General features: G+C 68.5%; 15 protein-coding genes. 6 read left to right on the top strand and 9 right to left on the bottom strand.

Annotation, left to right across the window (positions count from 1 at the left end; all coding sequences use genetic code 11):
- The first annotated feature begins 15 nt into the window (after positions 1–15).
- The 4 genes from TsocGM_RS23495 (at position 16) to greA (ending at position 4,745) form a co-directional block, all read left to right on the top strand.
- Entirely contained in the window at positions 16–1,830 is a 1,815-nt protein-coding gene (locus tag TsocGM_RS23495) for an efflux RND transporter periplasmic adaptor subunit (RefSeq protein ID WP_233579141.1), read from the top strand.
- A gap of 5 nt (positions 1,831–1,835) precedes the next feature.
- Positions 1,836–2,672: an ABC transporter ATP-binding protein gene (locus TsocGM_RS23490; RefSeq protein ID WP_233579143.1), complete on the top strand. Its 837-nt coding sequence runs from the start codon at positions 1,836–1,838 to the stop codon at positions 2,670–2,672.
- 28 nt (positions 2,673–2,700) lie between these two features.
- Complete coding sequence (locus tag TsocGM_RS23485; RefSeq protein ID WP_126727900.1) at positions 2,701–3,984, top strand: ABC transporter permease; 1,284 nt, start codon at positions 2,701–2,703, stop codon at positions 3,982–3,984.
- Between the two features lie 275 nt (positions 3,985–4,259).
- Complete coding sequence (greA, locus tag TsocGM_RS23480) at positions 4,260–4,745, top strand: transcription elongation factor GreA (RefSeq protein WP_126727899.1); 486 nt, start codon at positions 4,260–4,262, stop codon at positions 4,743–4,745.
- Positions 4,746–5,085: 340 nt separating this feature from the next.
- Here the strand turns inward: greA and TsocGM_RS23475 are convergent, their stop codons facing one another.
- The 3 genes from TsocGM_RS23475 to TsocGM_RS23465 all read right to left on the bottom strand — a co-directional run bounded on the left by TsocGM_RS23475 (position 5,086) and on the right by TsocGM_RS23465 (position 7,587).
- A complete protein-coding gene (locus TsocGM_RS23475) occupies positions 5,086–5,802 on the bottom strand; it encodes an RluA family pseudouridine synthase (RefSeq protein ID WP_126727898.1) in 717 nt (238 codons plus the stop codon).
- Positions 5,803–5,939: 137 nt separating this feature from the next.
- Positions 5,940–6,536, bottom strand: a complete 597-nt coding sequence (locus TsocGM_RS23470) for a hypothetical protein (protein ID WP_126727897.1) — start codon at positions 6,534–6,536, stop codon at positions 5,940–5,942.
- 433 nt (positions 6,537–6,969) lie between these two features.
- The gene (locus TsocGM_RS23465) at positions 6,970–7,587 is read right to left on the bottom strand and encodes a superoxide dismutase (RefSeq protein ID WP_126727896.1); all 618 of its coding nucleotides are present in this window, start codon (positions 7,585–7,587) and stop codon (positions 6,970–6,972) included.
- Between the two features lie 396 nt (positions 7,588–7,983).
- Here TsocGM_RS23465 and TsocGM_RS23460 point away from each other — a divergent pair, with 396 nt between their 5' ends.
- A complete protein-coding gene (locus tag TsocGM_RS23460; RefSeq protein ID WP_233579139.1) occupies positions 7,984–9,900 on the top strand; it encodes an efflux RND transporter periplasmic adaptor subunit in 1,917 nt (638 codons plus the stop codon).
- Positions 9,901–9,967: 67 nt separating this feature from the next.
- Here the strand turns inward: TsocGM_RS23460 and TsocGM_RS23455 are convergent, their stop codons facing one another.
- The 6 genes from TsocGM_RS23455 to TsocGM_RS26310 all read right to left on the bottom strand — a co-directional run bounded on the left by TsocGM_RS23455 (position 9,968) and on the right by TsocGM_RS26310 (position 18,340).
- Positions 9,968–11,227, bottom strand: a complete 1,260-nt coding sequence (locus TsocGM_RS23455; protein WP_126727895.1) for a pyridoxal phosphate-dependent aminotransferase — start codon at positions 11,225–11,227, stop codon at positions 9,968–9,970.
- A gap of 176 nt (positions 11,228–11,403) precedes the next feature.
- Positions 11,404–12,147: a hypothetical protein gene (locus tag TsocGM_RS23450; RefSeq protein ID WP_126727894.1), complete on the bottom strand. Its 744-nt coding sequence runs from the start codon at positions 12,145–12,147 to the stop codon at positions 11,404–11,406.
- A 398-nt stretch (positions 12,148–12,545) separates the two neighbouring features.
- Entirely contained in the window at positions 12,546–15,602 is a 3,057-nt protein-coding gene (locus TsocGM_RS23445) for a fibronectin type III domain-containing protein (RefSeq protein ID WP_126727893.1), read from the bottom strand.
- A gap of 436 nt (positions 15,603–16,038) precedes the next feature.
- Positions 16,039–16,470 (bottom strand): hypothetical protein, encoded by a 432-nt coding sequence (locus TsocGM_RS23440; RefSeq protein WP_126727892.1) that lies wholly within the window; start codon positions 16,468–16,470, stop codon positions 16,039–16,041.
- A gap of 134 nt (positions 16,471–16,604) precedes the next feature.
- The gene (locus tag TsocGM_RS23435) at positions 16,605–17,726 is read right to left on the bottom strand and encodes a hypothetical protein (protein WP_199756886.1); all 1,122 of its coding nucleotides are present in this window, start codon (positions 17,724–17,726) and stop codon (positions 16,605–16,607) included.
- A complete protein-coding gene (locus tag TsocGM_RS26310; protein WP_158633726.1) occupies positions 17,726–18,340 on the bottom strand; it encodes a CPBP family intramembrane glutamic endopeptidase in 615 nt (204 codons plus the stop codon). Before TsocGM_RS26310 ends, TsocGM_RS23435 begins: the two co-directional genes overlap by 1 nt.
- Before the next feature lie 99 nt (positions 18,341–18,439).
- On the opposite strand from TsocGM_RS26310, the gene TsocGM_RS28015 reads away from it, so the two are divergent.
- Positions 18,440–18,646, top strand: coding sequence for an MscL family protein (locus TsocGM_RS28015; protein WP_199756885.1), 207 nt, complete (start codon positions 18,440–18,442; stop codon positions 18,644–18,646).
- Positions 18,647–18,654 lie beyond the last annotated feature (8 nt).

Here is an 18,654-nt window from a genome sequence, read left to right as displayed (position 1 = left end):
GGGCGGCGGCTGGCCGTGCTGACGATCGTCTGCGCGATCGTCGGCACCGCCGGCTACTTCGCCCTGACCCAGGCCGACCCGGCCGGGGCCGCCTCCCTCTCGTCGATCCCGGGCCTGTCGAAGTGGCTCAACACCTCCGGGCCCTCGGTCCTGACCTACGAGACCAAGCGCGGCCCGCTGCTCATCACCGTCAAGGAGCGGGGCAACCTCGAGAGCACCAACAACCTTGAGGCCAAGAGCGAGGTTGAGGGCCAGACGACCATCATCTCGATCCTCCCCGAGGGGACCAAGGTGGTGAAGGACCAACTGGTCTGCGAGCTGGACTCGGCCGCGCTGAAGGACCAGCTCGCCAACCAGCAGATCGCCACCGAACGGGCCGACGCCGACTACAAGAACGCGATCAAGACCCGCGAAGTGGCGGAAATCAACGTCAAGGAGTATATCGAGGGCGTCTATCCTCAGGAGGAGAAGACCGTCCTCGGCGAGATCAAGCTCGCCCAGTCGGAGTTGGAGCGCGCCAAGGACCGGCTGGAATGGTCCAACGACATGCTCGAACTGGGCTACATTTCCCAAGCCCAGAACCTCTCGGACAAGTATGACCTGCAGCGGGCCGAGTTCAACCTCGATCAGGCGAATAAGAAGCTCGAGGTCCTCCGAGAGTACACCTTCGAGAAGCAGGTCAAGTCGCTGGAGGGGGACGTCGAGAAGGCCAAGGCCGACGAACTGGCCAAGAAGTCGACCTTCGAACTGGAGAAGGAGAAGGAGGAGCGGCTCCGGCGCATGATCGAGAAGTGCCAGATCTTCGCTCCCGGCAACGGCATCGTCGTCTACCACCAGGAGGAGGGACGCTGGGGTAGCCAGGAAGGTCCCTCGATCATGGAAGGGGCCACCGTCCGCGAGCGCCAGACGATCTTCAAGCTTCCGGACATCGACAACATGCAGGTGAATACCAAGGTGCATGAGTCGATGATCGACAAGGTCAAGCCCGGACAGAGCGCCCGGATCAAGGTCGATGCCTTCCCGAATCAGGACCTCAACGGCACGGTCATGGAGGTCAAGCCGCTGCCTGACCCGACGAGCTTCTTCAGCTCCGACGTGAAGGTCTACACCACCCTGGTCAAGATCGAGAACGGGCACGAGGGGCTCCGGCCCGGCATGACCGCCGAGGTGACGATCCTCATCGCCCACCTCGACGACGTGCTCAGCGTGCCGGTGCAGGCGATTATCGAGTACGGTGGCGAGCACCACGTCTGGGTTGCCCGGCCCGACGGCACGTTCGAGAACCGAACCGTCACCGTCGGTCTGTCGAATACCAAGTACGTCGAGATCAAGGATGGGCTCGAGGAGGGCGAGCGCGTGGCGCTCGATCCGCGCGCGATCATGACCGAGGCCGAGAAGCGCGACGCCTTCGGCGCCGGCGGTGACAAGAAGGCCGCCGAGGACATGGGCAACTGGAGCGAGGAGGACGCCGCCAAGGCCAAAGCCGCCGGCGCCCAGCCCTCCGTTCGAGAGGCCGGCGGGCCCGGAGGACCGGCAGGACCCGGTGTCGGCGGGCCGGGAGGGCCCGGCGGCGGGATGAACCCTGCGGTCTTTCAGAAGTTCCAGAACATCTCCCCGGAGGATCGCCAGAGGCTCCGCGACGCCTCGGACGAGGAACGTAAAGAGATCATGAGGAAGGCCGGGTTCACGGACGCTGAGATCCAGCAGATGGACCAAATGCGCCAGCGCCTGGGCAACGGCGGCGGTGGTGGCTTCGGCGGTGGTGGCTTCGGCGGTGGTGGCGGTCGACGGGGTGGCGGCGGGCCTGGTGGCGGAGGGCCGCAGCAGTGACCGTGATGGACGACTTCCCGCTCATGGACGATCGGCCAGGTTCCTCCGGGGCCCAGCCGATCGTTCGGCTCAGGGACATCCGCAAGCAATACATCATGGGCAAGGCCGGCGGTCGCCATGAGGCGATCGTCGTCCACGCCCTGCGGGGCGTCTCGGTCGACTTCTACCCCGGCGAGTACGTGGCGATCATGGGCGCCTCAGGCTCGGGCAAGAGCACCATGCTCAACCTGCTCGGCTGCCTCGACCGCCCCACCAGCGGAAAATACCTGCTGGGGGATCAGGACGTCGCCAACCTCAGCGACGACGAGCTTTCGGAAATCCGGAGCCGCTACATCGGCTTCATCTTCCAGGCCTACAACCTGATCCAGCAGTACACCGTCTGGGAGAACATCCAGCTCCCGCTGACGTACCAAGGGTCAGGCACGATCACGGCCGAGGACGACGCACGTACCTCGGAGCTGGCGGAGATGGTCGGCCTGGCCGAACGGCTGGACCACCGGCCCAACCAGCTCTCCGGCGGCCAGCAGCAGCGCGTGGCGATCGCCCGGAGCCTGGTGAACGATCCGTACATCATCCTGGCCGACGAGGCCACCGGCAACCTCGACAGCGCCACCAGCGCCGAGATCATGGCGATGCTGGAGCGGCTCAACCAGGCCGGCAAGACGATCATCATGGTCACCCACGAGGACGACATCGCCGAGCACGCCCGGCGGGTCATCCGGATGCGGGACGGCCAGATCATCTCCGACGCCCCGAGCGAGCGGATGAAGGACGCCCCCCCCGACGTCGTCGGCCTCGGCCTGGGCACCGGGCTGCCCGGCGCGGCCCTGGCCCCAGTCTGATCCTCACAGAAAGGGCGAGAACCGAGCGATGGGACGCATCTGGCGAAGCGTGAAGCTGGGGATCAAGAGCTTGTTGCTGCACAAGCTCCGGTCGTCCCTGACGATCCTGGGCGTCGTCTTCGGCGTCGCGGCGGTGATCATGATGCTCGCCGTCGGCGAGGGGGCCGCCCGGGACGCCCAGGAGCAGATCGCCCAGCTCGGGGCGACGAACATCATCTACCGGTCGGTCAAGCCGAGCCAGGACGCCCAGAGCCAGAAGACCGGCGGGCGGCCCTCTCGCGTGCTCAACTACGGGCTGAAGTACGAGGACTACGACCGGATCCTGGCCACGGTGCCCACCATCACCAAGGCGCTTCCGATCCGAGAGATCCGCCGCGAGGTCCGCAACGGCCCGCACTCGCTGGAGGCCCGGGTGGTTGGCACCACGCATGACTATCTGGAGTTCAACCGCCTGACGATCGAGCGGGGCCGGTTCCTGCTCCCCTCGGACAACGAGCACTACGAGAATTACTGCGTGCTGGCTGCCGAGACCGCCCGAACCCTCTTCCCGTTTGAGAACCCGCTGCGACAGTCGGTCAAGATCGGTAGCGACTATTACACGGTCGTCGGCGTGACGAAGCCCCGCGGCTCGACCGCCGCGATTGGCGGTAGCCTGGCGGCCCAGGAGTATGACAAAGACGTCTACATCCCTCTGAACACCTGCCGAGTCCGCTTCGGCGAGCGGATCCTCTCCAGCCGGGCCGGCTCGCAGGAGGCCGAGGAGACGCAGCTCTCCCAGATCACCCTGCAGGTTGCCAAGATTGAGGAGGTGCCACTCACGGCCCCGGTGATCGAGGGGGCCGTCAAGCCCTTCCACGAGGAGAAGAAGGACGTCGACATGGTCGTGCCGTACGACCTGCTCGAGCAGGCCAAGCGGCAGGCGGCGATCTTCAGTCTGGTGCTCGGCTCGATCGCGGCGATCTCGCTGATCGTCGGCGGCATCGGCATCATGAACATCATGCTGGCCACGGTGACCGAACGAACCCGGGAGATCGGCATCCGCCGGGCCCTGGGAGCGAAGCGCCGCGACATCACGCAACAGTTCTTGATCGAGACGGTCGTGCTCTCCGGCATCGGCGGCATGATCGGCGTGGGGATCGGCGTGTTCGTGCCGCCGCTGATCACCCAGTTTTCGGAGATCAAGGCGGTGGTGACGCCCGAATCGGTGATCCTCTCCTTCGGCGTCTCGGTGCTGGTTGGCATCGTGGCCGGCCTCTATCCGGCCAACCGGGCGGCGAAGATGGACCCGATCGAGGCGCTGCGGCACGAGTAAGCAACCCCGGCCCGGCCAGGGACGACTCCCCCCAGGTCGCCTTGACCTTGCGTCTCGGCCGGGCAGGCACTAGGCTCATTCTGAACGGTTTCGTCCCGAGCCGCGGCCCGGATCATCCCCCGGGTCGCGGTCTTTTGCATTAACGTCCATCCGAGCGCCCTCCGCCGCGCCGCCGCCCCGATCCGGGCCGGCGACGGCCCCGAGGTCCCGATCGACCCTCATGCGAAGGTCCTGCCCCGATCGCGAGGGCCGCAACGCTCCAGGAGGTACCCGGCATGTCGTTGGACCGCATCCCCGTGTCGAAGGAAGGGTACGAGAAGAAAAAGGCTGAACTCGACCACCTCAAGAACGTCGAGATGCCCCGGATCACCGAGCAGGTGGCTGAGGCTCGCGCCTTCGGGGACCTGTCCGAGAACGCCGAATACCACGCCGCCCGGGAGAAGCAGGGAGAGCTTCAGGCCAAGATCAACCTGCTCGAGGACCAGCTGGGCCGCGCCTACATCGTCGACCGCTCCAACCTACCCACCGATCGCGTCGTCTTCGGTTCCAAGGTCAAGGTCCTCGACCTGGACCTCGACGACGAGGAGGAGTTCACCCTCGTCGGCCCAGGAGACGAGGACTACGACCGCAACCGCATTCTCACCAGCAGCCCGATCGGCGAGGGCCTCATCGGCAAGCGGGTCGGCGAGATCGCCGAGATCGCTGTCCCCCAAGGAACGATCAAGTTCAAGGTGCTTGAGATCGGTATCGCCGAGGACTGACCCCTGATCGCCGGAGCCGGCCTCGTTCAAGGAGATCGAGGTCGGCCGCTCCGTCGTCGAAACCCGTTGCGGAGGCAGCGTTTGCTTCGGGCTGACGCTCCGGCTCCGCTTGACGGCTCGGCTCGGTTCGGTCCCTGAGCCGACGGTTCGGTTCGCTCAGGGAGATCGGATCGGGGAGACGCCGTCGGCAGGGTCCCTCGGCGCTGGAGGACACAACCTCTGCCGTTCCGATTCAGGATCAGACGCGGGACGAGCCGATCGGATCGAACTCCTCGGGAGGCTCGAGGAGTCTCGAGTTCGATCCGGCCACCCTCCTCCCGGGTTCGGGGAGCCTTTCGACTCAATCCTCGTCGGGGAGGATGATGCCAGCGGCCGGCCAATGATCCGGCAGCGGAGCAGTGAGGAGCATCTCGGTGCGGAGCATCGGGTGCCGGATCGCAAGCGACCGGGCATGCAGCGCGATCCCGACCGGAAAGGGACGATCCGATCCGTAGTGCGCATCTCCCAGGATCGGCAGCCCTCGGGAGGAGGCCTGGACGCGGAGCTGGTGGGTCCGACCGGTCCGGGGCCACAGGCGGAGCCGGGAACAGCCCTCGGGGACCGTGCCGAGAGGGTCGACCCGGTATCGGGTCAGCGCATGCCGGGCCCGGGGGGCGTCGGCGTGGCAAACCTGGACGACCGGTCCAAGGCCGGTGTCCTCTTCGCAGAGCCAGTCGTCCCAGATCCCCTCGACCGGGCTCGGACAACCGGGGACGATGGCCCAGTACTGCTTCTCGACCTCTCGGCTGGAGAATTGCTGGTGGAGCCGTCGGGCGGCCTTGGGCGTCTTTCCCCAGATCATCACGCCGGAAACGGGCCGGTCGAGACGGTGGATCGCCGCGAGGTAGACCGAGTCGGGGGCGTCCGGGTCGAGGTAGCGGCGCAGGATCCCTTCCAGGCTCATCCCGTCCCTCGGCCTCCCCTGCGAGAGCATACCCGGGGGCTTGGAGACGGCCAGGCAGTGGACGTCCTCGAAGAGGATGCTTGGCATCGAACCGGAGTCGGCGGTGCAGTCCATCGGAGAGGGCTCAAGCGACCAGGGGGGCGTCCCCGCGATCGCTCGCGGGGCGACGCCCCCCGGACAGTGTCGTCGATCTCCGCTCGGCCATCCCCCCGGAGCCCCTGGCCCGGCGGAGGGGCAGCCTCGGGAGCAGATCACGGAAGCATGGGGATCTCGGTGGGGATCGGCGGTGCGGGCGCGCTCGAGACGTCGGCGGGGGGCACACCGGAGAATGCGCCGACGTCGGCCGTGGTGGAGGCACCGCCGGCCTCAGGAGATCCGGCGGTCGCCGCCGGCGGGGCCAGCGCCGAGGCCGACGGGGCGTAGTTCATCGTCTCGTACGAGGGAGCTGACGACGGGGACGCGTAAACCCCGCCGGTGGTCGTCCCCTCATACCCGCTCGACGAGGCCCCGGAAGAGGCCGAGGGGACAGTATTGCTCGGCGCACCGTCAGTAGTCCCGTAAGGCGAGGCATACGGGGACTCGTAGGATCCAGCCGTCGGCGACGCGGCCGCATCGTAGCTGCCCGGGGCCCCGTATCCTGAGGGAGCGTAAGGCGAGATCGTGGCGGGGTCGACCGGTGTCATGCCCGTGCCAGCGTACGGAACCGACTCCGGGACCGCGGCCCCAGCGTCGGAGTAGTGGGTCGGCGGCGGGACGCGGAGGTTGCGTTCCCGGCAACCCGAAGCGGAGATCACCAGGGCCAGGCCGCTCAGGGCGACCAGGCCGCGCTTCAGCAGGAGCCGTTCCATCGGCATTCCCTCTTTTCCTGATGGGCACCGGACGACGCCCCCCCGCGAGGATCACGAAGGGACGAGACGCGGTGGGTCCGGGCCGGACGGATGCGGGACCAGATGCGGCTCGGTCGAGTGTCACGGGGGCCCGGGTCGTTACGGACGTGGACCTACCCCGACGGGTCCAACCCGCGAGGCGCCCGGATCCTAGCCGATCGCCCCAGGGGGTCAAGGTGGGTTGCCGAGGCCCCGGCAGGCTCTGCCGACACCGACCCCAGGACGAGCCGAACGGTCCGGAAGCCATTGCGGGCAAACGACAAGGCACGAGACCGCCGTTCCCGCCCCTGGCCAATGCTCATGGATCGATGCGGGCGATGGATGCCCGATCGGCCCGAGACGATCGAACGGTGGTCGTCGGCGATCGCCGATCGCGATCGCCGACGACGGCGGCTCAACCCTTGGCGGCCTGGAATCGGCGCTCGACCTCATCCCAGTTGATCGTGTTCCACCAGGCGGCGATGTAGTCGGGACGCTTGTTCTGATACTTCAGATAGTAGGCGTGCTCCCAGACGTCCAGGCCGAGAATCGGCGTGCCGGAACCGTCCATCAGCGGATTGTCCTGGTTCGGGGTCGAGGTGACGGCGAGCTTGCCATCCTTGACCACCAGCCAGGCCCAGCCGGACCCGAAGCGGTTCACCGCCGCCTTGGAGAATTCCTCCTTGAACGCCTCGAAGCTGCCGAAGGTGTCGGTGATCGCCTGACCCAGCGCCCCGCCGGGCGTGCCGCCTCCCCCCGGCTTCATGACCGTCCAGAACAGGGAGTGGTTGGCGTGCCCGCCGCCGTTGTTCCGGACAGGCCCCCGGATCGACTCGGGAAGGGCGTTCAGGTCGGAGATCAGTTCCTCGATCGGCTTGCCCTGGTGCTCGGGGTAATCCTTCAGGGCCTCGTTGAGCTTGGTGACATAGGTGTTGTGATGCTTGCCGTGGTGGATCTCCATCGTCTGCGTGTCGATGTGAGGCTCCAGGGCATTCGACGGGTACGGGAGCGGCGGGAGGCTGTACTCGGCCATCGGTGGTTCCTCCGAGGTACGGGTCGTCGACGGTGTCAGGTTGGGGCGGCATCCCCTCACCCGCTCTGGGGAGGGGGGCCGCCAGGGAATCGGCGAGCGGATTTCGTGCCAGGCCGCCCCGATCGGACGTAACTTACCACAGCGGGCAACGACTCGGGAACCGCCGAGCCGCCCGGTGCTCATCCCGCCCTCCGCAACCAGGTGTCTCGGCCGAACGGCCGGTGGGGAGGACGCGGGGGGAATGGGGAGGACCGGCCGGCGCTTGACCGGCGACAAGGGGGTAGGCTATGAATGTCAAATGGATGACGTTGCCATTCTCCGCCTCCCGATCTCTACCGGGGGGCCCGGCGATCGATCGGACGACCGTACTCCCCACGTCACTCGGAGCGGCATTCCATGTCGACGGGCGTCCCTGCTTCGGCCGTTACGCCTGCGCCCCGGCCCCGGTCGAGCCGGCGACGCGCGGCGACCCTCCGCGCGTTCCTGACGTTCCTGGTCCTCGGTTCGGCGGGGATCGCCGGGTGGCTCATCTGGGGAGATCCGGATGCAATCCGGTCGCTTCTCTCGGCCGACGACCGGCAGATGTTTCCGAGCCTGGTGGTCGATCGGGGGGTCATTCGCTCCTACCTGATCGAGAGCGGCGCCCTGGAAAGCTCGAATAACACCACCATCTATTGCAAGGTTGAGGCCCTGCTCGGGACCGTCGGCGGAGAAGGCGGCGGGATGATGGGAGGAGGAGGCCGAGGAGGCTCAACGTCCGGAGGGGGAGGCGGCTCCAGTATGGGAGGAGCCGCTGGAGGCACGGGAGGAGCCGCCGGCGGCGCGGCGGGGGTCGGCGGCGAGGGTGGTGGGGCCGGCGGAGCCGGTACCGGAGGCTCCTCCGGGGGGGGCCGATCTGGAGGAGGGGCGGCGGGAGGGGTCGCAGGCGGCTCGGGAGGCGGCGGATCGTCGGCCTCGGCCCTGGCGGATCGACCGAACATCCGGAGCTTTTCCTACCGCGTCACCCCTCACGTTCCGATCCGGGGAGTGATCTCGACGACGACCGCCCGCAGCAACACGAACTCCTTATCAAGTGGCGACCAGGGGTCCAGGGGGGGCGGGTTCGGCAGGGAGGAACGCCCCGGATCAACCCGGATCATCTGGCTCATTGACGAGGGAAGTCGAGTCGAGCCCGGTGACCTGGTCTGCGAGCTGGACAGTTCCGCCTTCGAGGAAGAGCTGCGGGCGCAACGCATCCGGCACGCCCAGGCCAAGTCGTGGGTCCTCCGCGCCGAGACGATCCTCGAGGTCGCCGAGATCGAGTTGCGGGAGTACCGGGACGGCATCTACAAGCAAGACATCGCTCTGGTTGACCAGTACCTGGAGAACTGTCGGACCAAGGAGCAGGAGGCTCGGGAGACCTACGATTGGTCCCTGGACCTGCACAGGAAGGGGCTTCGATCCGATGCTCAGTTGCTGGGCGATCGGCTGGTGCTCGAACAGTGGGAGATCGAGCTCGAAAACGCCAGGGAGATGCGGAGGAGGCTGACCGACTACACCGGCGAGCGGATCCTCACCAGTCTGGAGGCCAAGATCGAGGCGGTGAAGGCCGACCTGCTCAGCCAGAAGGCCGCCTTCCAGGTCGAGGACGACCGGCTCAAGCGGCTGGAGCGCGCCATCGCCAACTGCAAGCTCTACGCCCCGGCCGAAGGGATCGTCGTCTACGCCAGGAATACGAACACCTGGGGTCGGGTCGAGGACGAGATCGCCGAAGGGGTCACCGTCCGGGAGAACCAGGCGATCATCCAGCTCCCCGACCCGGAGAACATGCAGGTCCAGGTCAAGATCAACGAATCGAAGATCAACTCAGTTCGTGAGGGGATGCGAACGACGGTCCGGATCGACGCCTTCCCCGACCGGCCGCTCCCGGGGAGGGTGAAGGAGATCAAGCCGATTCCCCAGCCGGCCAACATCGTCTCCGACGTGAAGCTGTATTCCGCCGTCGTCACCATCGAGGGAGGCTTCGAGGGGATCCGTCCCGGGCTCAGCGCCGAGGTCGCCTTTCACCTCGGCGATCGGCTCGACGTGACCCGCATCCCCGTCCAGGCGATCCGATGGATCGACGAGGTCCCCTATGCCGCCCTCGAGGGAAGGGACGGCTCCGTCTCCTGGAGGAAGCTGGAACTCGGCATCCGCAATCCCGTTTACGCCGAGGTCCGCGACGGCCTCCGGCCTGGGGACCGGATCGTCGCCGACCCCTTGATCCTGCCCGCCCCCGACCTCAATCCCCGGCCCGTGGAACGCCTGGCCGCCCGAGGATCGACGGAACGGTAATCGAGGATCGCCGAGGCCGGACAGCGGCGCGATCTCGGCAATCCTCGACCCTCGGTCGCCGAGAGGATCATCCCGAGTAGGGTTCGGTCAGGACGTGCTCGGGGTGCTGGTCCCGGTATCGCCGGACGTGGTCCGCTCGGCGGAGGGCCTCGGGGAGGAAGGCGAGGGCCCGGTCAATCGCCTCGTCCGGCTCGGCGCAGCTGAAGCGGAGGAAGCCGGCACCGGCGGGGCCGAAGCATTCCCCGCCGAGGCAGGCGACACCGAAGCCGTCGTCCGCCCCTTCGAGCAGGTACATCGCCAGGCCGTGCGAGGTCAGCCCGAGCCGGTTGCAGATCTCTCGGACATCCGGGAAGACGTAGAAGGTCCCGGCGGGCCGGCTGACGGCGACTCCCTCGATCGTGGACAACCCGTCCGAGAGGCGCTCGACCTTGCGGCGGAAGCGGCCCATATAGTCGTCCCGAGTCTCCGAGTCCTGCTCCAGGGCGGCAACCGCGCCGAGCTGGACGAAGGGAGGGCAGCAGGAGGCCGAAGTGTTGATCAGCTTGCCCATCGCCTGGACGACCTCGGGATGGGCGACTGCGAAGCCGGCCCTCCATCCGCTCATGCTGTACGACTTGCTCATGGTGTAGGCGGCCACCACGTGGTCCATCATCCCCGGTCGGGCGAGCAGCGACTCGTGCGTCCCCTCCCAGACCATGTGGCAGTACGGCTCGTCGGAGAGCACGACGAGATCGGTCCCCCGGACAATGTCGGCGATGGCGTCGAGGTCCTCCGCCGTGGCGACGCCGCCGGTCGGGTTGTGGGGGGAGTTCAAGAAGATGGCCCGAGGCTTGGGGTCGTCCCGGAGGAACGTGGCGATCTGCTTGGCCTGGGGACGGAAGCGGTCCTCGGCCCGAAGGGGGACCAGCACCGGGCGGGCACCGACTCGGCGGAGGTTCGGCACATAAGTCGGGAACTGGGGGCCGAAGATCAGGACGCCGTCGTCAGGCTCCAGCAGGGCCTCGGCGAAGTAGGTCTCGAACGGCTTGGCGCCGGAGGCAACCACGACGTGGTCCGCGCTGGCCTCGATCCCGAACTCGCGACCGACGAACGCGGCAGCCGCCCGGCGCAGTTCCGGCAGGCCGAGGCTCGGGCAGTAGCCGGTGCGATTGGCCCGGATCGCCTCGATGCCGGCTTCCTTGGCGTGGGGGGTGCTGGGGAAGGGGCTGTCTCCGATCTCCAACTCGACGACCTCCTTCCCGCTCGCCTTCAGCGATCGAGCGACGGCCAGCACGCTGAAGGCCGTCTCGGTCGTGAGGTCTTGGGCCAGAGAGCTGAGGCGAGGCATGGCGGTGGCGTCCGGACGGGGTCGGAGAGGAGTTCGGAGATCGATCCCGCGCCGCGCCGGAGGGCGCAGGAGAACGGCCCCGACGGTCGGCTTGGACCGGGGGGCCGTGTCTGATTCTCGTTTGATTGGCCGGGACGGGCAAGTCCCCGCCCCAACCATCCTGTCTCGCCGGGGGATCAGCGGGAGGCGATCGCCTGGGCCAGCGGCTGGACGATCCTCGGAATGACCTTCTCCTGGACCAGCTCCTCGCCAATCTGGCACTGGCGGCGGAAGGATTCGACGAAGCTCCGCTCCGGGCCGGTCCCCCAGTACTGCCGGATCGTGAAGTAGACGCTGATCTGGTCCTCGGGGAACTCTCCGGTGCGGATCTGGTACGCGTTGGTCCTCGTCTCGACGCTCAGGCGGCACTGGAGGCGGCAGGACTCCTCCAGGGCGAGCGTGACCGACGGCTCGTAGTGGATCACCCGGCCGCCCGGGACGTCGAGCAAGCCCTCCGGCCCGTAGCCGATGCCGAGGGCCTCGGCCACGACCTCGTCGTGATTCCCCTCATACGTCAGGTCGAAGCCGAACATGACGTCCAGCGCCTCGCAGTCCAGCACGCTGATCGTCAGGAGGTGCGGGGCCAGCTCCAGCAGCAGTTCGTGCTGCCGGTAGGCCTCCTCGGGGGTCGGCGGGTTCACGAATCCGGAGCAAAGCCGGCGCTGCTCGATGGCCAGCCAGCGATAGCTGCCACGGTCCTTGTCCCCTTCCAGCACCAGATCGCCGTTGTCCCTCGTGTAGAAGTTCTGGAGCTCCGGGAAGCCCTTCTTCATCTGCTCGAAGAAGTGCAACACCGTGTCCCGGGCGGTCGGGAGCTCCATTTCCGTGTTCAAATTCACGTTGATATAGAAGTCGTCCGCGTTGGATTGCAACCGATTCATGGTCGTTTGGTCCTGCCGCTTGGAGTGCCCCGGGTGCCAGCCCCGGCGGGGACGGTCGGGGTCGGCCGGGCGAGAGCCGCCGTCCGTGCTGGAACCGATCCATTATAGCGAATCGAGCCCCCCTTGTAATGCAATGGGACACCTCGATGCCCTCGGAACGCCCCCGCCACCTCCCCATCGACTCCGATCTCTCTCCGACGAGCGACGGACAAAATCCTTATTAGAATTCACCTTATGGGAATTCGGGCGCTTCGGTCCCGCTGGCGGAGACGCACGCGCCATTCGATGTGTGCATGCGTTTGTCGTTTTTCCGCCATTCCCCATGAAACCTCACTCGTTCGGACGGCGCAAGCCTCCACAGCGATCGAGGATCCCCTGCCTTCGAGGCCAGTCCGGGCTCACACGCGCGTCCGTTCCGCCTCGGGGTGGCGCAGGCGGATCGGTGACATTTGGTCGACTGGGGAAGCCGGGTCGACAAAGAGGCGGAGGCGATATTCGCTGATCCGGAGAGGAGGGGAAAACCGGAAGGAGTCGCCGCCTCGGCAAGCGGGGAAGCGATCGAAGGGTTCGCCGTCGTCGGCCGAGAGGGGGACGGTGCGAGGATGCCCGACCAGGAGCAGCGGGGGGACCGGGGAGCCGGGAGGGTCGGTCTGGATGGCGATGGTCCAGGGGCGGCCGGGGAATCGGGGGCGCCGGATCGCGTAGGAGACGAAGAGTTCGGGCAACGGGCCGGGGACGACGGTTCTAGCCGTCGGCTCGACGCCGGGGGAGGTCAGGTTCTGGCCGTCGACCTCGGCGAGGCTGTAGACGGCGATGTGGTACGGGGCGGGCTCGCCGGGGGGGAGGTCGAGCGGAAAGAAGCCGCGACGGCCGTAGTCGAGTTCCTGGACGACCTCGCGGAAGGCGTCGGGGTCGTCGGGGCCGGAGGGAGGCCCGCCGGCCTTGCAGACGACCAGGGACTGAGTGCTCGATGGGCTCCAGCGCCATCGGAGGTGGACCCGGCCGGAGCCTCCGATCCGGACGGCGCGCAGGTCGCTCGGGTCCGGCAGTCGGGAGAAGGCGGCGGGGCGGCCGGCGGTGCAGGTGCCGGCCCAGAAGGTTAATGGGGTGTAGTAGCAGAGGCCCGAGCCGGGAGGGCGGGCGTCGATCGCGTGATCGGGTGCGGCAACGGGGAGCCAGTGGCCCTCCAGGGCCTCGGCCTGGCCGCTCGGCAGCCGCTGGCCCTCGATCAGGGAGGGGGGCCGCTCGGTCCGGAGGATCTTCACCTGACCCCGTTCAGGCACATCCCAGGAGACCCGGATCCGGCCGTCGGGCATCGGCACCACCTCCGGCTCGGAGACGACGGAGACGGGAGGATGCGGCATCGCGGCGACGGTCACGCCCCGGGAGAGGCGTTCCTTCCCGTCCGGGGTGCGATACAGGGCAGCGATCCGGTAGTGATAGACACGGTCGTCGGTCAGCCCCCGGTCGCTGGCGCCGTCGGGCAGGGCGTCGACGGCGGAACCGTCGTCGGGGCCGGAGGGAGGCTCGCCGGCCTTGCGGACGACCCGGACGCCGGAGGCCCCCGCTGGGAGCCGCCAGGAGAGCTCGACCTCGCCGCTGCGGGTCTCGACGCGGACGTCGAGCACGTCGGCCAGGATCACGACCGGCCCGGCCACGGCCCCTTGCACCGATTCGATGTCGTTTCTTTGACTGAAGGCGGCGTAGCCGACCACCTCTCCGGGGGAGGCGAGCGGGTCCCGGCACTGGGTCTCGGACGTCTCGGCGATCGTCACGCCATCGGTCGGAGTGGCGGGCACCCCCCTGGCCTTGCGAACGATCCGGAAGGAGACCGGGCCGAGGCCATCTGGAGCGGGGGGAGACCAGCGGAGGATGACCGCGTCCCGCTCCACCTCGGCTCGGAGGTCGACGGGCGGGTCGGGGGGACATCGGCGGAGGGCGTCTCGGGCCTCGGGCAGGTCGGCGGACCAATCCAGGGCCCGTCGGAGCAAGGCGCGGGCCTCTCCCGGGTCGATCGTCATCAGGGCGATGCCCCGGGCGGCGAGGGAGCGAGCCTCCCGGAGGCCTCGGTTCACCTCGTCGAAGGCGGAGCGGACCTCGGGGTCGGTCGGGTCGACCAGGGCCGCCCAGGCTCGGAGGGCCTTCTGGGCGGCGAGGAGGTGGCGGCGGGCGGCTTCCTGCTCAAAGGAGGACCGGGTGCGCTCTATCTCGGCGAGGCGTTCCTTGACCTTCTCGACGGCCTTGCGGGTTCCGGCGTGGTCGGGGGCGAACTCCTGGATGCGGTGCAGGTGGGCCAGGGCCGAGGCGTAGTCCCTCGCCTTGTGGGCGCGTTGTGCGGCCTCGAAGTGACGGAGCATCGGCTCCCGGAGCTCGAGGCGGAAGCCGCAGGAGCAGCGGGGCTCGTCGACCCAGTGGTCTCGTCGGCAGATCGGACAGTCCCAGCGGAGCGAGTCGCCGCAGTGCCGGCAGCCTCGGCTGTTGCGCTCCGCGTCGGCGAGCTCCGTCACCCCCCGGCAGGAGCGACATCGGAGCAATCGGAGCGGTTGGGTGCGATCCGAGGGGGCGGTCGCGACCGTTTCCGAGGCGATGCCAAGGGCCCGGCAGGCGCGTCTGAGGAGACGATCGGCCCGATCGGGGCCGATCCCCAGGCTGGCCGCCTCGGCAAGAAGCGCCGTCCGGGCCCCGGGGGCCAGCCGGGTTTCGCCGTCGAGGCAGAAGTGGACCGCTCGTAGGAACCGCTCCTCGGCCTCGTGCTCCAGGGTCCGGTCGTACCGGGCTCGGGCTTCCGGGGTGCCCAGGTGGGACTGGGCGTAGGAGATGACCTCGAGCCAGGCGGTCATCTCTGCGGAGACTCGGGACTTCCGCCGCCATCGCTGGCGCTCGGCATCCGCCCGGGAGAGGATCTCGGCCTGGGGGGCGTCGCGTTGGAGCCCGAGGGCATCGTACAGGTCGAGCCGGCCGAGGTGCTCCAACGTGCGCCGGATTTGCCCTCGGGTGGCGGAGTCGATCAGGTCGGGAAGGGGCTCGGCGTCGAGTTCCGGGTCGGCGGGGGCCTCCGGCAGTGGTGGAACCGGCTCCAGCAGGCGGTCGAACTCGGCGGGAGGGACGCCGAGCCGGTCGGCTTCGACCCGAAGGCGATCCCGGTCGGAGACCGACAGGCCTCCCTTCGCGGCCCGAAGCCGGACGAGGCGGGAGAGCTCGTCGAGCTTGCGGTCGAGTTGCAGCCGGCGCTGGGCGGCAAGTTCCGCGTCGTAGGAGGCCCGAGCCGAGGGGTTTCCCAGGAGCGTGGCTCGGATGGTCGGGATCTGGTCGAGGTAGGACTGATAGGTGTGCCGGTGTTTCGGGTTTCGGGCCCCGGCCGACCATTTGGGCTGGCAGCGCGCGAGCGCCTCCTCGATCGTCTTCCGATCGGCCTCGGGAGGAACACCGAGCATTTCGTAGTAATCGGCCGCCATCGTGCGACGTCTGCATGCTCCTCGAGCCCGTCGGGAGGCGCAACCGACCCCGGCCCTCCCCGCCGAGGGGGACACCGAGGCTCGACCCAAGCATTGTTGCGCCGGCCGCTTCCGGTGTCCAGCCGGGCGGGATGCCGGCCGACCTCCCTCCGATCGTTCGAATTTTTCCGCCGGGGCGTGAGGGTGTTCCGCAACTCGCTCGATCGGGGGCTACGCTTCGCGAGAGGGGAGGCACTGCGATGGATGCGACACGTCCTCGACGAAGAAAAGACCCGGCTCGACGGGCCTGGTACGCCCGGTATCGTCAGTGGCGATTCGCCCGCCATTACGGGTTCCTCGTCCTTCCGCCTCCGGCCGGGGGGGGGCCAACTCCGGATCGGGCGCGCAACGCCGCTCCCCAGGCCCCGTGATCGGAAGGTTGCCCTCCGCCCGAGGATTACCTGGCCGCCGCCTCGGCCCGCTCGAAGTCCGGGGGGACCTCCTGGGCAACCGTGGTCGAGAAGGCCATCCGGATGATCTCCGCCACGACGAGCACCAGGACTCCGACCCCGATCGAGCCGAGGACCACCCCCCGGGTGGTCCCGGAGTCGCGGAGGCCGCGACGCTCAGTCAGGCTGAGGAACAGGCCGACGGCCGAGATGATCGCTGAGGCAAACACGCCAAGCGAGGCGACCACGAAGGCGAGCACGAACCGCATCGGGGTGCCCTGCGGCATCGCTTCGCCAGGGGGAGGATCCGCCGGCCGGAGCAGCAGGTAGAGGGCGATGGTGCCGACCCAGCAGGCCAGGCCGAACAGGGACAGGCTCGGGCCCAGTCGTCGCGCTCGAGGGGACGGCGCGGGGCCGGTCGGATCGGAGGGGTGGGTCATGGCGAGGAGACTCCCGGAAGCGGTCGGCGGCTCGGTCTCCCGGGCCCGACAGGGCGGGCACCCCGGGGCCGAGGCTCCGCCCCCATTGTAGGGGGGGCGGTCGACCCCGGACGATCGCTCCCCGGGGGCTTCGGTCACGGGGAGGCCGGCCCGAGGTCGGGCTTCCCGACGTGCTCGCGGTAGAAGGTCCCCAGGCGTTCGACCTTGGGCCAGTCCTGCGCGAGGCTCCCCCAGGCGAAGACCACCACCCCGGTTGCCGGCGCCCGGGAGCCTCGCTCGAGGACCGGGACGACCTGATCGACTGGGACCGGCTCCCCCCAATCAGAGAGCTGCACGATCGGCCAGACGAGCGGCCGGCCGCCTCCCGAGCCGTCGACGCCAAGGTGCTCGCCGAGCCAGGAGAGCTGTCGGGAGATCCAGTCCGGGTCGTCGGCGTGGCCGAATCGGGCGTGGTAGGGCATCGGGCTAATCACGTCGAACAAAGGGGCCTGGGCCTTCAGGTCGATCGCGAGCTTGGTCCGGAGCGCGCCCTCGAAGTCCGAGTCGGTCCAGGGGCAATGGAACGTACCGAGCAGGGCGTCGGGACGGGTTTCGTCCCGGATGCGGCGGAACTGGCGGACCCAGTCGGTGAAGATGTCGCAGCGCCACTGGACCCAACGTTCCCGGTGAGGACCGAGCAGGAGCGCCGAAACCTCGGCGGTGGGACCGTCCGGCAGGTCGATCCCGGTCTGCTCCCGGAAGCGGTTGAGGCAGCGGTCGCAGAAACAGGTGTCGGGTAGCAGGGGAACGTCTCGCTCCCAGCTGGCGTGAGCGTGGTGATAGTCCAGCCAGATCCCGTCGAGTTCGAACGCGGCGAGCACGCGGCGGAATTCCGCCATGCGAAACGTTCGATAGCCCGGATGCGAGGGACAGATCCCCTGCCAGCCATCGGGCGGCGGGCTCGGCCGGCCGTCGGGGCCAATCGGGAGCGCGTCGGGATGCTCCTCGACAAACGAGGCGACGTGCATCGTGTTAAACTCGGCGAAGACCCTCGCCCCCTGCGATCGGAGCAGAGCGATGTCCTCGGATCGGAGCCCACCGGACCCGATCCAGACGGCGTTGATCCCGTAGTCGGCCAGCGTCTCTCCCCGGTCGAGAATGGCTCGGGGGACGCCTCCGTAGACGCCTCGGATCGAGAGCGGTGCTGGATCGTCGGCCGGGGGGCCGCTCCAGGCGGCGAGGCCGGCGAGGAGCAGGGCAATCGGTGGCGGACTCATCACGTCGTCTCCTCGTCGGGGGGGGCGTTGGCGGGGCCAATCGTAGCTCCCGGAGAGGTTCGGAGGAAGTAGATCAGCGCGATGAGGTCATACAGGGCGTGCGCGACGACGGGCACCATCAGATCTCCCGTCGCCAGCAGGAGCCAGCCGAGATAGAAGCCGATCAGGCTTGCGATCGCCGCGTATGTGGGAGTCACCGCGTGGGCCAGGCCGAAGGCGAGCGAGGAGACGGCGAGGGCCGCGGTCGGGCCCAGGCGACCGGCCAGGCCAGCCTGGAGAAGCCCGCGGAAGAGCGTTTCCTCTCCGAGCCCCGCCGCGAAGGCGAGCAGGGCGAGCTGGGTCGGCGACCGGCCCCGGAGCATCGGGAGGATGAGATCGTCGAGGAGCTGACGGATCCGTCGCAGGGCCCGGATCGGCAGCCGATCGCAATACAGGAGCAAGGCCGCCATCGGGATCGTGGCGATCGCTCCCAGGGCGAACCCTCGAAGCCCCGGGTGAAGATCGAGCCAGGGGTCGATCCCGACGGCCCGACCGATCGCCAGCCCGAGCGCGGCCAGGCCGAGCTCGAACGCGAGGGCGACTCGAAGGAAGCGGTCGCCGAGCAGAGCGGTCATGGCCGGCCGCCGGTCAGGAGCGGGAGGGTCGACGGCGAGCGTCCGTCGGCATACGATCGGCGCTGGGGATCGACGGGGGCCAGGAGCGGGGGGAACGCGATGAGGATGGTGTTCCGGTGGTGGGCCGAGTTCAAGGGATTCGCCCTCAAGGGAAACGTGTTGGAACTGGCCGTCGCGGTTGTGCTCGGGGCACTGTCTCATCCGCCATCCTGTTGGGTTGACAGTTGTTGCGTCAATGCGGCGGGGTCGGCCTGCAGCAGCTCCCAGAAGTCGGCGGTCGGCAGCACCAGGCCCAGGACCTGGTAGGGGCAGCG

Origin of the sequence: Tautonia sociabilis (genome assembly GCF_003977685.1) — a bacterium.
GTDB classification, from domain to species: Bacteria; Planctomycetota; Planctomycetia; order Isosphaerales; family Isosphaeraceae; genus Tautonia; species Tautonia sociabilis.
This window is presented reverse-complemented; position numbering and strand designations above follow the sequence as displayed.

What these genes read in the sequence shown, in the direction of transcription:
- TsocGM_RS23435 (WP_199756886.1), bottom strand. Translation starts at nt 17,726, where the DNA reads ATGAGTCCGCCACCGATTGCCCTGCTCCTCGCCGGCCTCGCCGCCTGG.
- TsocGM_RS23475 (WP_126727898.1), bottom strand. Translation starts at nt 5,802, where the DNA reads ATGGACTGCACCGCCGACTCCGGTTCGATGCCAAGCATCCTCTTCGAG.
- TsocGM_RS23465 (WP_126727896.1), bottom strand. Translation starts at nt 7,587, where the DNA reads ATGGCCGAGTACAGCCTCCCGCCGCTCCCGTACCCGTCGAATGCCCTG.
- TsocGM_RS28015 (WP_199756885.1), top strand. Translation starts at nt 18,440, where the DNA reads ATGAGGATGGTGTTCCGGTGGTGGGCCGAGTTCAAGGGATTCGCCCTC.
- TsocGM_RS23485 (WP_126727900.1), top strand. Translation starts at nt 2,701, where the DNA reads ATGGGACGCATCTGGCGAAGCGTGAAGCTGGGGATCAAGAGCTTGTTG.
- TsocGM_RS23470 (WP_126727897.1), bottom strand. Translation starts at nt 6,536, where the DNA reads ATGGAACGGCTCCTGCTGAAGCGCGGCCTGGTCGCCCTGAGCGGCCTG.
- TsocGM_RS23455 (WP_126727895.1), bottom strand. Translation starts at nt 11,227, where the DNA reads ATGCCTCGCCTCAGCTCTCTGGCCCAAGACCTCACGACCGAGACGGCC.
- TsocGM_RS23445 (WP_126727893.1), bottom strand. Translation starts at nt 15,602, where the DNA reads ATGGCGGCCGATTACTACGAAATGCTCGGTGTTCCTCCCGAGGCCGAT.
- TsocGM_RS26310 (WP_158633726.1), bottom strand. Translation starts at nt 18,340, where the DNA reads ATGACCGCTCTGCTCGGCGACCGCTTCCTTCGAGTCGCCCTCGCGTTC.
- TsocGM_RS23450 (WP_126727894.1), bottom strand. Translation starts at nt 12,147, where the DNA reads ATGAATCGGTTGCAATCCAACGCGGACGACTTCTATATCAACGTGAAT.
- greA (WP_126727899.1), top strand. Translation starts at nt 4,260, where the DNA reads ATGTCGTTGGACCGCATCCCCGTGTCGAAGGAAGGGTACGAGAAGAAA.
- TsocGM_RS23440 (WP_126727892.1), bottom strand. Translation starts at nt 16,470, where the DNA reads ATGACCCACCCCTCCGATCCGACCGGCCCCGCGCCGTCCCCTCGAGCG.
- TsocGM_RS23460 (WP_233579139.1), top strand. Translation starts at nt 7,984, where the DNA reads ATGTCGACGGGCGTCCCTGCTTCGGCCGTTACGCCTGCGCCCCGGCCC.
- TsocGM_RS23490 (WP_233579143.1), top strand. Translation starts at nt 1,836, where the DNA reads ATGGACGACTTCCCGCTCATGGACGATCGGCCAGGTTCCTCCGGGGCC.